The sequence below is a fragment of the Vibrio sp. FF266 genome, from assembly GCF_041439695.1.
Lineage (GTDB): Bacteria > Pseudomonadota > Gammaproteobacteria > Enterobacterales > Vibrionaceae > Vibrio > Vibrio tasmaniensis_A.
In genome coordinates this window covers 341,771-355,323 of the sequence record NZ_JBGOOO010000002.1, presented here as the reverse complement: position 1 = coordinate 355,323, position 13,553 = coordinate 341,771, and the positions used below count along the sequence as shown (strand labels likewise).

The following is a 13,553-nucleotide window of genomic DNA, read 5'->3' as shown; positions in this document are numbered from 1 at the left end:
TATCTCGTATCTCGTATCTCGTATCTCGTATCTCGTATCTCGTATCTCGTATCTCGTAGAAGCATAAAAAAGCCCCAACACGAATGTCGAGGCTCAAAGTATCTTTATCTATGTTGTAACTGGACGTCCCTAGCTCACTGATCTTCGTTGTTTTCAGCAAACTTAGATGGCGACATACCAAAGTGATGTTTAAACCTTTGACTGAAATAGGAAGGGTCATTGAAACCAGAATCAAACGCGACGTCTGAAATCCTCTCTCCCGCAAGTAGCCGCTCGCACGCATGCTCCAAACGTACTTCATTCAAATGCTCTTTAAAGGTCTTGTTGTAAGCAGATTTAAAACGTCTCTGTAAGCTTCTCTCAGACATAAACAAATACTTAGCAGCAGTTGCAGTACTGAACTCGGCATCAGCGTAGTTTTCACTCACAAGCTGCGACACTCTGTTCTTCCACTCTTGTTCCGCTGTCAGTTTTTGCTGCTCTGGCGTTGAAGCGGCAAGCTTAATGGTTTCAATCTGTTCAATTGTGCTGGCTTCAAGATTATCGAGCACTTGGTACTCAATTGGCCACGAAAGCTGAACCTTATTTTGAGAGTCCGAGACAAAAGCATTCAGTTCACCACCGCTCTGGTTCATCAATAATGGCAACTTTTCGATGTTTAGGTCGGTCGACTTTCCAGTATTGTCATTAATGCTTGAAGTCAATTTTGGGAAAGGCATTCCATGGTCTCGAATCGTCACAACAAGGTGCTCTTTAACCTCTTCAACCAATACCACCATACTCTGTGACTTAAAATTTCTCTTAATGATGCTAGCGACTAGACTGTTGAAAATAATATCAAGATTAAAATACAGCAAGGATACATGTCGTTGTTTAGTTTCAACTTTAATATCCAGTTCAATACCGGCTTTGGCTAAATCGTCCTGCCAAGCTTTGAGTACAGCTTCTAAGATTAAAATTATATCGTAACAAACCTTTCCCTTCCCTTGTGGCGTGTTACTCAACTGAGCCAAGCCATTTTTCAATGTCAATATTGGCGACTTACCTTGTTCATCATTCCAATTTGGGATCATAGCTGCGATATGATTAACTTCAGAAGAGAGTTCATTAGCAGTATGTGTGACAAGAGCACTCTTAACTGACAGCTGTTTTTTAAGCTGTTGATTAGTCGTTAGTAGTATTCGGCTTTGATGCCTCAGTTGATCTGTCTTTAATGCAACTTGCGCCTTTAAGTGCCTGTTGGCGAAAGTGACGTAACGCGATCGCCAAAAAACCAAAGCAGTCACTACACAGATAAGTAATACAAGAGAGCTTGCTGCTGCCCAATTACTCAGATACCAAGGTTCCGCAATAGAGAAGCTTTGGTTCGTTGACGTAAAGCGATAATGGGAGTCCTTAACGGGTTTCACTTCCAACGTATAGTCCCCAGGAAGAAGGTGATCGAGTGTTAGTAACCCCCCTTCAAACTCACTCCAAGGTTCATTGTCGCTTAGTCGATACTCCATTGCAGGTGTGTATGTCGCTGGTAAAATTCCAATCTTAAAACCGATTGATGAGCCATAAGGAATTTCATCTAAATCAGCTGTCTTGCCACCAAGTGATACTATCTGATGGTCGACACTTATCTTGCTTAGCAATGCACGGCTATGAGGTGTTGTTGATACCAATAGCTCATTAGCTAATGCACTCACCACGCCATATCTTGAGCCAAAGATAAGCCTAGTAGACTGGCTACCTGAGCTGTAAAACAGAGCACACGCACCTGCAGCCAATTCATTGGTGATCAAGCCAAATGGTGAGCCGATATGTTTATGCAGTTGCCCATCCAATCCGTAATAGCTAATACCTTTCGAAGAGCCTAACCACATTCCATTATCATCGCTAATTAAACATTTAGGACTGATATTTTCCTCAACAAGAGTAACCTCTTGAATAATAGAACTGTTATTAGGGATTCGATACACACCATAGCTACTCGCAAACCACTGGGATCCATCTTTCGCTTTTTCAATATCGACCACTTTGCCAAGCCGCTCGCTTGAACGACTAAAGCTAATTCTCTCATCAAGAAAAGAGTAGAATCCGTGCTCAGTACCAACATAAATACGACCTTGCAAACCTATATTGAGAGCGGTGATCTTTGCTGGCAAAAATTTATCAACTAACCAGTCGGTGCCATAACTTGTCAACTTATTGGTTTCGATAGATAACGAATAAAGGTTTTGTCCCGAGGTCATCCAAAGCATGTTATCCGCTTCAAGTGCAAAGTTTTCAACGGGTACACCTTCAATCGCTCTTGGTAGATCGACCTTTTCAGCCTCTAACGTATCAGTGTTGAAACTAATAATACCTTCTGCAGTCGCCAACCAAATTGAAGAATCAAAGATCTCAAAGTCCTGTACCGGGTTAGAGTAAACACGAACGGGGTTATCTTCACTTTGAGAATCAACTAAATAGAGACCTCTGGAAGAAGCAACCCAAGACAGTTGATCGCGAACAAGTTGTACTTTGTTTATCACCACACTACTCGAGTGCATCCCCATTCCCGTTAATGGCGTTCTTGAGAATGTCCTGCTGAACAGTGAAAAGTATCGAATTCCATTATTGGTCGCGACCCACATTCCACCAGCATGGTCGTTGATTAACGAATATATCTTTTCACCCGGTAACGAAAAGTCTTGATTATCGGCTTGTTCAAATCGTGTAATTTTCCCCGTAATAAAGTTGTAGCTGATAAGACCATGCTCAGTCCCAATCCAGTATTGATCGGTTGTTTCAGCGAGAGAAAGAACATGCGAACCACGCACCCACCTTTCTTTCTCAGGATTTGCAAGATCTATGATCACTGCACCATTCAATGTGCCAATGACTAACTCACGTCTTGCCATAGAAAAATACAGCGTCTCTATATGATTTTTTTCTGATGCACCGATATGAGTAAATTCTTGGCTATCAGAAAGGTACACTCCGGAACTGGTCGCAAGCACCCATTTTGACAATACCCGCTCAGCATCGTTAATCGTAATATCGCTGCTATTGTTGTACCGATACAATTTTAGAAGCGAGTAAGTGCTAAATTCTAAAGATTGAGTATTGTACGTATAGAAATTACTGCCATCTGTAACCCAAATATAATCACCGGAAGCACCGATATTCGCGATCTCAGCCCCCGGGCTTAGACTAAATGCAAGTGCATTGCCGATTCCTGGGCTATGTCGGTACACCTCATTATCAAAGAAAGTCCAAAACTCATCGTTAAGAAACGCGACTTTCTCTGAAGAAAATTGCAAAAGGCTACCTTTTCGAGGGAATAGGGTTCTGCCATCATAAAAAAGTATTTTTCCATGCACATCATGAACCCAGAGTCCGCCACCTTCACCTAAGTACAGGTTTTTTGCCGCAAGGAAGTTCCCTTGTGCTTGAACGGGCAAAGGGTAGAAAACGGAGGGTGATGTATTTACCGCAAGAACGCTAAATGAAATGCTCATTAAGATGAACATTTTGAAAATAATTCGATACAACTTTTAATCCTGAACAGCAACAACACATGAAATATTGGTTCTCACAACGCTTGTTGCTGATTAACCAAAAAGTGAGTTTTTTTGTGCTTATTATTATCTTTCTATTTTAGCTGAAATTGACAAAGGAGAAAGGAGGTTTGATATTTGTTGGAAGGTTTTATCTTAGCGGTCACGAAAATGCCGCAAAAAGCGGCATGATTCATCAATTAACGAGAGCAAAGTGTCGTAAAGAATACTCAATATTGATTACATTCCACTCAAGCAACTTGTGTAACTATCTGTAAGCTGCTGAAGAAAATCAAAATAGCTTCCACTCTTCACTTCAACCTGCGAACCGACAGGATCAAGTTGTCCTTGTTTAGCGTTACTTCCACGAGTCACCGATTCAATCACCGCTGGTGTAAATTGAGGCTCTGAAAATACGCATTGAACATTTTCACGTACCAAAGTCTTCTTGATAGCAATCAGACTTTTTGCGCCAGGTTTACGCTCAGGGCTAACCGTAAAGTGACCTAGATTATTCAACTTAAATTCTTGTTCGAAGTAGCCATACGCGTCATGGAATACGTAGTAGCCTTTGTCTTTCACTGGCGCGAGTTGTTCATGAATCGCCTGCTGTTTCTCTTTCAAAGCAATCAAGAATGAATCTAGATTCTCTTGATACGCCATGGCGTTATCAGAGTCTGACTCAATTAGCTTAGCTGAGATATATTTTGCCGCGACCTCGACTTGATCGATACCCAACCAAAAATGCGGGTCATGGCTACCATGGTTGTGCCCTTCATGAGCATCGTGGTCTTCATGTCCAAACTCTCTCAAGTTAATCCCCGGAATCTCACTGATCTTGATAACGTTTTCTTTAGAACCAATCACCTTGGTCAAAAAAGCTTCTAGGTCAGGGCCAAACCAGATCACCATATCGGCACTATGAACTTTTTTGACATCCGATGGCTTAAGCGCATAATCGTGCGGCGAAGCATTGCTGTTCATCAACACATCCGGTTCACTAACGCCCTGCGTTAATTCTGTCACAATCATTTGAATTGGTTTGAAGCTTGTTAGAATAGTATTGGCACTTGCAACACTTGGCGCTAAAAGCAAAGTAGCAAGTATAAAAGATGAACGTGACATAATTCCTCGTTAATAGAAAAGTAGCTTAGGCTTGAGGTAAATGTTACATTATAACATTAGCGAATTGCAAATGAGTTCTATTCATGGATAATTTAATCCAACTAGATTCTGTGAGCGTCGAATTTGACGGTCGAAAAGTTCTAGATAACATCTCTCTAAATTTAGAGCGCGGCAGAATCACCACCCTGATTGGGCCAAACGGTGCAGGAAAGTCGACATTAGTAAAAGTGGTATTAGGTTTACAGACCAAATTTTCAGGCACAATAACAAAAGCTAAAAAACTGAAAATTGGCTATGTACCACAAAAATTAAAGCTCAATGATTCACTACCGCTCAATGTAGAACGTTTTCTAAAGCTCACTGGTAAGTTCAGTCAGCAAGAGATCCTTGAAGCATTGAAGCTCGTTGGTGCTGAACATCTACAAAAGAGTAACATGCACCAACTATCTGGCGGTGAAAACCAACGTGTGCTAATTGCTCGTTCATTGCTAAGAAGACCCGATCTACTGGTTCTTGATGAACCCGCACAAGGTGTTGATGTACAAGGCCAAATAGACCTGTACGACCTGATCGATACCATTCGCCACCGTTTTGGTTGCGCCGTATTTATGGTTTCACACGATCTGCATTTAGTGATGGCAAAAACAGACGATGTTATCTGTTTGCATCACCATATCTGCTGTTCAGGCGCACCTGCAGACATCAAACACCACCCCTCTTATATCGCACTTTTTGGCACCGTGACCCAAGAGACCTTAGCCTTTTATCACCACCAACACGAACATCACCATCATGATCTCGCAGGACAGCCTGTCGAAGGCGACGTGCATGAATGTTCAAACCATAAACACGGACACCACTAATGCTTGAGTTTCTTCTTCCCTCTATTTTAGCTGGCTTGGGCATTGCTCTAATCGCGGGGCCACTAGGTTCATTCGTGGTGTGGCGCAAGATGGCTTACTTTGGTGACACGCTTGCTCACGCTTCTTTGATGGGCTTAGCACTTGGCTTTCTGTTCAACATTAACTTGTATTTCGCGCTGCTGATTTGTTGTTTGATGCTGGCTGTGTTGCTAGTGACTTTACAAAAACAAAAGCTGGTCGCGACCGATACCCTACTCGGTATTTTGGCGCACAGCGCTCTGTCTTTGGGTCTTGTCGCCGTGAGTTTCTTAGATAACGTTCGTGTTGACCTAATGAGCTACCTATTTGGTGACTTGCTTGCAGTATCTCCGACAGATTTGGTATTCATCTATGCGGGTGCTGCCGTGATTGGAGTGGTACTTGCTATTTTTTGGCGACCACTATTGTCGACGACCGTTAACGAAGATCTCGCAGCGGTTGATGGCATCAACATTGATTTAATGCGTCTTATTTTGATGCTATTGGTTGGGATCGTGATTGCGGTAGGTATGAAATTTGTTGGTGCGTTAATCATGACCTCACTACTTATCATTCCGGCAGCAACGGCAAGAAAGTTCGCCAATACCCCCGAACAAATGGCATTCCTTGCATCGGTAATTGGTTCTATCGCTGTGTTCGGAGGATTGAGCTTGTCTTGGTTCTATGACACACCAGCTGGCCCGTCTGTTGTGATTAGTGCTGCGGCAATGTTTATGCTGTCTCAAATGGTTAGAAGCCGAGCTTAGCACTTATCAGTACGATCTCGTATCTCGTATCTCGTATCTCGTATCATTGAAAACATACAAAAAAGGCTTGGTCAGTGACCAAGCCTTTTTAATATCATTCAGTTAACTTCTATCTCGTTAGATAAAAGCCAGCTGATTACCAACCCGTGATTTCACGTAGGCCTTTACCGATGTCAGCAAGAGACTTAACAGTCTTAACGCCTGCTGCTTCTAGTGCTGCGAATTTATCTTCAGCAGTACCTTTACCGCCAGAGATGATTGCGCCAGCGTGGCCCATACGTTTACCCGGAGGAGCAGTAACACCAGCGATGTAAGATACAACTGGCTTAGTTACGTTTGCTTTGATGAACTCAGCTGCTTCTTCTTCCGCAGTACCACCGATCTCACCAATCATTACGATTGCTTCAGTCTCTGGGTCTTCTTGGAAAAGTTTTAGGATATCAATGAAGTTTGAACCTGGAATAGGGTCACCACCGATACCAACACATGTAGACTGACCAAAGCCTTCATCTGTTGTTTGCTTAACTGCTTCGTACGTCAAAGTTCCTGAACGAGATACGATACCTACTTTACCCTTCTTGTGGATATGGCCAGGCATGATACCAATCTTACACTCGTCTGGAGTGATAAGACCTGGACAGTTAGGACCGATCATGCGAACGCCAGTTTCTTCTAGCTTCACTTTAACGTCGATCATGTCTGTAGTAGGGATACCTTCAGTGATTGTTACGATCAGTTCGATACCTGCATCAATCGCTTCTAGGATTGCATCTTTACAGAAAGGTGCTGGTACGTAGATAACTGTTGCTGTTGCGCCAGTCGCTTCTACGGCTTCACGTACTGTGTTGAATACTGGAAGGCCTAGGTGAGTTTGACCACCTTTACCAGGTGAAACACCACCAACCATTTGCGTACCGTATGCGATAGCTTGGTCTGAGTGGAATGTACCTTGACCGCCAGTGAAACCCTGACAGATTACTTTAGTGTCTTTGTTAATTAATACAGACATTATTTAGCCTCCGCAGCAGCAACAACTTTCTGAGCAGCATCTGTTAGAGATACAGCAGCAATGATATCAACATCAGAATTAGCAAGTACTTCGCGACCTAGGTCTGCGTTTGTACCTTCTAGACGAACAACTACTGGAACTGTTACGCCTACTTCTTTAACTGCACCGATAATACCTTCAGCGATCATGTCACAACGAACGATGCCACCGAAAATGTTTACGAGTACTGCTTTAACATTGTCATCAGAAAGGATGATCTTGAATGCTTCAGCTACACGCTCTTTTGTCGCGCCGCCGCCTACATCAAGGAAGTTTGCTGGCTTGCCGCCGTGTAGGTTTACGATATCCATCGTACCCATCGCAAGGCCTGCACCGTTAACCATACAGCCAACGTTGCCATCAAGTGCTACGTAGTTCAGTTCCCACTGAGCAGCGTGCGCTTCACGCTCGTCTTCTTGTGAAGGATCGTGCATTTCACGAAGCTTTGGCTGACGGTACATTGCGTTTGAGTCAATGTTGATCTTGCCGTCTAGACAAAGCAGGTTGCCTTCGCCAGTAATTACAAGCGGGTTGATTTCTAGTAGAGCTAGGTCGTACTGAGAGAACATTTGGCCAAGACCCATGAAGATCTTAACGAACTGTTTAATTTGATCGCCAACTAGACCAAGTTTGAACGCAAGTTCACGGCCTTGGTAAGCTTGAGGGCCCACTAGAGGATCGATCGCTGATTGGTGAATCAACTCTGGAGTTTCTTCAGCGATTTTCTCAATGTCCACGCCGCCTTCAGTTGACGCCATGAATACAATTTTGCGCGTTGCACGGTCAACAACAGCACCTAGGTAAAGTTCGTTAGCAATGTTCGATGCTTCTTCAACTAGGATCTTTGTTACAGGTTGACCATTAGCGTCTGTTTGGTAAGTCACTAGGTTTTTACCTAGCCACTTTTGTGCAAACTCTTTAACGCCTTCTTTGGTGTCATGTAGCTCTACGCCGCCCGCTTTACCGCGACCACCAGCGTGTACTTGACACTTAACGACTTTCTTGGCTGTACTGATACGACCTGCAGCTTCGAAAGCTTCTTGTGCAGTATCACATGCGAAACCTTCTGGTACAGGCAAACCGAATTCTGCAAACAGCTGTTTGGCTTGGTATTCATGCAAATTCATTTTGATATTCCGTTTATTTTCCCTTAAGGGATTATTATTTCCATAACGACACAGTTTCCTGTGGTACGTCTGTAGGGTCTTCTCAAATCAACTGCTGTCCATTTTCTAATGGCTTTACAGTTCAAGTGAAGGCCAGACGTTGAGCAGCCTAGCCTTTGAAACTTTTTACGTCTAGCTAACCGGGTTAACTAGACGTTTTAGAGATACTAAACGTCTAATAGCAGACGTGCAGGATCTTCTAGAAGCTCTTTGATGGTCACTAGGAAGCCAACTGATTCACGGCCGTCGATTAGGCGGTGATCGTAAGAAAGCGCTAGGTACATCATTGGTAAGATCTCAACCTTGCCATCAACAGCCATTGGACGATCTTGGATTTTGTGCATACCCAAAATTGCCGCTTGAGGCGGGTTGATGATTGGCGTAGACATTAGAGAGCCAAATACACCACCGTTCGTGATAGTAAAGTTACCGCCCATCAACTCATCAACAGTTAGCTTGCCGTCACGGCCTTTGATTGCTAGCTCTTTGATGCCTTTTTCAATATCTGCGAAACCTAGTGTGTCACAGTCTTTCAGTACTGGAGTCACTAAACCACGTGGCGTAGATACCGCCATGCTGATGTCGAAGTAGTTGTGGTAAACGATATCTGTACCATCGATAGAAGCGTTAACTTCTGGGAAACGCTTCAGTGCTTCTGTTACTGCTTTCACGTAGAAAGACATGAAACCAAGACGCGTATCGTGACGCTTCTCGAATTGGTCTTTGTACTGCTTACGAAGGTCCATGATTGGCTTCATGTTCACTTCGTTGAAAGTAGTCAGCATTGCAGTGCTGTTCTTCGCTTCTAGAAGACGGTTTGCAACTGTCTTACGTAGGCGAGTCATAGGCACGCGTTTTTGGCTGCGAGCCGCTGCTGGCGCTTCAACTGCTGGTGCAGATGCTGCTGCCGAAGCCGCTTTCGCTGCTGCTAGGTGTGCGTCAATGTCTTCACGAGTAATACGACCACCAACACCAGTGCCTTTAACGTCAGCTGGTTGTAGGTTGTGCTCTGCAAGAAGACGACGAACAGCAGGGCTTAGTGCATCGTTGCTTTCTTCTGTTAGCGCCGCTTTGTGGCGTTTGTCAGGAGAAGCTTCTGTATCTTCAGTGGTGTCTTTCGTTGGTTCACCAGCGACAGCACCAGGCTTAATTTTAGCCAGAAGCTGCTTAGAAAGTACCGTAGCACCCTCTTCTTCGATGATAGCTTCCAGAACACCCGCTTCAGGAGCCGGTACTTCTAGAACTACTTTATCTGTTTCGATGTCTACAATGACTTCATCACGTGCAACGGCTTCGCCTGGTTTTTTGTGCCAAGTCGCTACTGTTGCGTCAGCCACAGATTCAGGTAAATCTGGAACCAGAATTTCAATTGTCATGTCTGTATTTTCCTTTTACTTCTAGTTCTTAAGTAGGGTCAAAGCGTCGTCTACTAACGCTTTTTGTTGTTTCAAGTGTACCGACATATAGCCAACAGCTGGTGACGCTGATGCAGGACGACCTGCGTATTGAATATCAGCACCTACTGGGATAGCAGCTCGGAAATTATGTTGGCTACTGTACCAAGCACCTTGGTTTTGTGGCTCTTCTTGACACCAAACGTAATCGACTACATTTGTGTATTGTGCGATTGCAGCTCTCACGTCCTCATAAGGGAACGGGTAAAGTTGCTCAATACGTACAATAGCGACATCGTCTTGCTCATTCTTACGTCTTTGGTCAAGCAGGTCAAAGTAAACCTTACCTGAACAGAACACGACGCGTTTTACGTTCTCAGGAGCCAGATCATCAATTTCTGCGATAGCTGGTTGGAACGTGCCTTCTGCCAAATCTTCAAGAGAAGATGTACACAAAGGGTGACGAAGCAATGACTTAGGTGACATTACAATCAGTGGACGACGCATTGGTCGAACAACCTGACGGCGAATCATGTGATAAACCTGAGCTGGCGTTGAAGGAACAACAACCTGCATGTTTTGTTCAGCACACAACTGAAGGTAACGCTCAAGACGCGCAGAAGAGTGCTCAGGGCCTTGGCCTTCATAACCGTGAGGAAGCAACATAGTTAGACCACATAGACGTGCCCACTTTTGCTCACCTGATGAAATGAATTGGTCGATAACAACTTGTGCACCGTTTGCGAAATCACCAAATTGTGCTTCCCAAAGGGTGAGACCGCTTGGCTCTGCTGTCGCATAGCCATACTCAAATGCGAGTACCGCTTCTTCAGATAACACAGAGTCAAACACTTGGAATGGCCCTTGTTTATCATGAATGTTCGCAAGAGGAACATACGTGCTTGCATCTGATTGATTGTGCAGTACTGAGTGACGGTGGAAGAACGTACCACGACCTGAATCTTGGCCAGAGATACGAATACGCTTACCGTCGTCAACAAGTGTTGCGTAAGCCAGTGTTTCAGCCATACCCCAATCGACTTGTTTCTCACCATTCACCATGGCAGTTCGATCGTTGTACAGTTTATTTACTCGGCTTTGCAGCTTGTGGCTGTCTGGGTATTGGCAAAGTTTAGTACCAAGCTCTTTCAGGCGCTCGATATCAATCTTATTGTCCCACTCAATGTTCCAGTCGTGACCTAGGTAAGGAGACCAATCCACAGAGTGAAGTGCCATTGGGCGCCACTCTTTAACCACAACTTCACCGTGATCAAGTGCATCACGATATTCGTTAACCAGTTGAGTTGCCGTATCAATACCAAACTCACCGCGCTCCATTAACACATCAGCATAAAGCTTACGTGGTGTTGGATGCTTCTTGATTTTTTGGTACATCAAAGGCTGTGTTGCATTCGGCTCATCGGCTTCATTGTGACCGTGGCGACGGTAACAAACCAAATCAATAACAACATCACGCTTAAAGGTATTACGGTAATCCAATGCAAGACGCGCTACGAACGCAACCGCTTCTGGATCATCAGAATTAACGTGGAAAATCGGAGCCTGAACCATCTTTGCGATATCTGTACAGTACATCGTAGAACGTGTATCGCGAGGGTTAGACGTCGTAAAACCAACTTGGTTGTTTACAACGATACGAACCGTACCACCGACACAGAAACCACGCGCTTGAGACATGTTAAACGTCTCTTGCACTACACCCTGACCAGCGATAGCTGAATCACCGTGGATAGTAATTGGAAGTACACGGCTGCCGTCTTTATCGTCTAGACGATCTTGTCGAGCACGTACTGAACCGATAACTACCGGGTTTACGATTTCTAAGTGAGATGGGTTAAATGCAAGTGCTAAGTGAACGTTGCCGCCTGGGGTTGCGAAATCCGCAGAGAAACCTTGGTGATATTTCACATCACCAGTACCCCATGAATCATCGCTGTGCTTGCCCGCAAATTCGTCAAACAGGTCTTGTGGCTTTTTACCAAGCACATTGACCAGCATGTTTAGACGACCACGGTGAGCCATACCAACAACAACTTCACGCATGCCTTGTCCACCGGCATGACGAATGATTTCTTTCGTCATTGGGATAAGAGCATCACCACCTTCCAAAGAGAAGCGTTTTGCACCAGGGAATTTCGCACCAAGATAGCGCTCAAGACCTTCAGCAGCCGTTAGCTCTTCTAGGAAAGCTTGCTTTTCTTCTTTATTGAAAGACGGTTGACCAGATACAGACTCTAAACGTTGTTGGATCCAACGCTTTTGTTCTGTATTAGTCATGTGCATGTATTCAGCACCAATAGAACCACAATACGTTTGCTTTAGAGATTTGTAGAGATCTTTAAGCACCATCGTCTCTTGGCCAATGGCGTAAGAGCCGACGTTAAACGTCTCGTTGAGGTCTTCTTCGGTAAGAGTGTGGAAAGAAGGGTCCAGTTCAGCGACTGTATCTCTTTCCCATAAACCTAGGGGGTCTAGATTTGCTGATTGATGCCCTCGGAATCGATAGGCATTAATAAGTTGCAGAACCTTTACTTGTTTCGCATCGACATCTGGATCACTAACTTGGACACTGTAATGCTTTGTTTCTTGAGCGAGTCGACGGAAGTATTCACGAACACGAGAGTGTGGTTGTTCCACCGCTTCTGAAGCTTGCACAGGCAGTTCTTCAAAAACGCTTCTCCATTCGTCACTTACCGAATCGGGGTCACTAAGATACAGTTCATAGAGTTCTTCTACGTACGTTGCATTGGCGCCAGCCAAGTGTGAAGACTCGAGCCATGCCTTCATCACGCCGTTGTGCATATTTTCCCTTAACCAGTAGTTTTCACGTTTGCTGCGGTCTATGCCGAGCTATTAAAAGGCCGCCCCAAAACTTCTAGGGCGGCAATTTTTATATAACTTAAACCGAACGATTCACTAGCATGGTCTTAATGTGACCAATCGCTTTCGTCGGATTTAATCCCTTAGGACAAACACTTACACAATTCATGATGCCATGGCAACGAAAAACGCTAAATGCATCATCAAGATCGGACAGACGTTCGTCTGTCGCCGTATCTCGGCTATCTATTAGCCAACGGTATGCTGCAAGTAGGCCAGCTGGTCCGATGAACTTATCTGGATTCCACCAGAATGATGGGCATGAAGTCGTACAACATGCACACATAATACATTCATACAAACCATCTAAATGAGCACGCTCATCAGGGCTTTGTAGGTTTTCACGAGCCGGTGGCACATTGCCATCAGACACTAAGAACGGCTTAACTTTTTCGTAGTTATCGTAGAACTGAGTCATGTCTACGATTAAGTCACGCACAACAGGCAAACCTGGAAGTGGGCGAATTACGATCTTATCTTGGCCAGAAAGTGCAGACAGTGGCGTGATACACGCCAATCCATTTTTACCATTCATGTTCAAACCATCAGAACCACATACACCTTCACGGCATGAGCGACGGAATGAAATCGTTGGATCTTGCTCTTTCAAAAGAATAAGCGCGTCCAAAAGCATCATGTCAGAACCTTCTTCCACCTCTAGGGTGTACTCTTTCATGTAAGGTTTCTGGTCCACATCTGGGTTGTAACGGTATAAAGAGAAATTCAGTTTCATGGTCATATCTC

Annotated in this window: 9 protein-coding genes; 2 read left to right on the top strand and 7 right to left on the bottom strand. The window is 44.4% G+C overall.

Going from position 1 to position 13,553, the window contains the following annotated elements; genetic code table 11:
- Positions 1-134: 134 nt before the first annotated feature.
- Positions 135-3,521 carry a helix-turn-helix domain-containing protein gene (locus ACED59_RS03400; protein WP_371704749.1) on the bottom strand — a complete coding sequence of 1,129 codons (3,387 nt, stop codon included), beginning with the start codon at positions 3,519-3,521 and terminating at the stop codon, positions 135-137.
- A 246-nt stretch (positions 3,522-3,767) separates the two neighbouring features.
- Positions 3,768-4,652: a zinc ABC transporter substrate-binding protein ZnuA gene (gene znuA / locus ACED59_RS03395; RefSeq protein ID WP_009847313.1), complete on the bottom strand. Its 885-nt coding sequence runs from the start codon at positions 4,650-4,652 to the stop codon at positions 3,768-3,770.
- A gap of 83 nt (positions 4,653-4,735) precedes the next feature.
- Between znuA and znuC the strand changes: the two genes are divergently transcribed.
- Together znuC and znuB are read left to right on the top strand one after the other, a co-directional pair.
- A complete protein-coding gene (gene znuC / locus ACED59_RS03390; protein ID WP_017096768.1) occupies positions 4,736-5,515 on the top strand; it encodes a zinc ABC transporter ATP-binding protein ZnuC in 780 nt (259 codons plus the stop codon).
- Positions 5,515-6,300 carry a zinc ABC transporter permease subunit ZnuB gene (gene znuB / locus ACED59_RS03385; protein WP_009847315.1) on the top strand — a complete coding sequence of 262 codons (786 nt, stop codon included), beginning with the start codon at positions 5,515-5,517 and terminating at the stop codon, positions 6,298-6,300. Before znuC ends, znuB begins: the two co-directional genes overlap by 1 nt.
- Before the next feature lie 136 nt (positions 6,301-6,436).
- Here znuB and sucD read toward each other — a convergent pair whose 3' ends face one another.
- From sucD to ACED59_RS03360, 5 genes are all read right to left on the bottom strand, one after another.
- Positions 6,437-7,309, bottom strand: a complete 873-nt coding sequence (sucD, locus tag ACED59_RS03380; RefSeq protein WP_017096870.1) for a succinate--CoA ligase subunit alpha — start codon at positions 7,307-7,309, stop codon at positions 6,437-6,439.
- Complete coding sequence (gene sucC / locus ACED59_RS03375) at positions 7,309-8,475, bottom strand: ADP-forming succinate--CoA ligase subunit beta (protein WP_009847317.1); 1,167 nt, start codon at positions 8,473-8,475, stop codon at positions 7,309-7,311. The genes sucD and sucC overlap by 1 nt, the downstream gene beginning before the upstream one ends.
- Positions 8,476-8,681: 206 nt before the next feature.
- On the bottom strand, positions 8,682-9,890 hold the full coding sequence (gene odhB, locus ACED59_RS03370; protein ID WP_017096869.1) for a 2-oxoglutarate dehydrogenase complex dihydrolipoyllysine-residue succinyltransferase: 1,209 nt from the start codon (positions 9,888-9,890) through the stop codon (positions 8,682-8,684).
- Positions 9,891-9,911: 21 nt separating this feature from the next.
- A complete protein-coding gene (gene sucA, locus ACED59_RS03365; protein WP_012604529.1) occupies positions 9,912-12,731 on the bottom strand; it encodes a 2-oxoglutarate dehydrogenase E1 component in 2,820 nt (939 codons plus the stop codon).
- 97 nt (positions 12,732-12,828) lie between these two features.
- A complete protein-coding gene (locus tag ACED59_RS03360; protein WP_009847320.1) occupies positions 12,829-13,542 on the bottom strand; it encodes a succinate dehydrogenase iron-sulfur subunit in 714 nt (237 codons plus the stop codon).
- Positions 13,543-13,553: the final 11 nt, after the last annotated feature.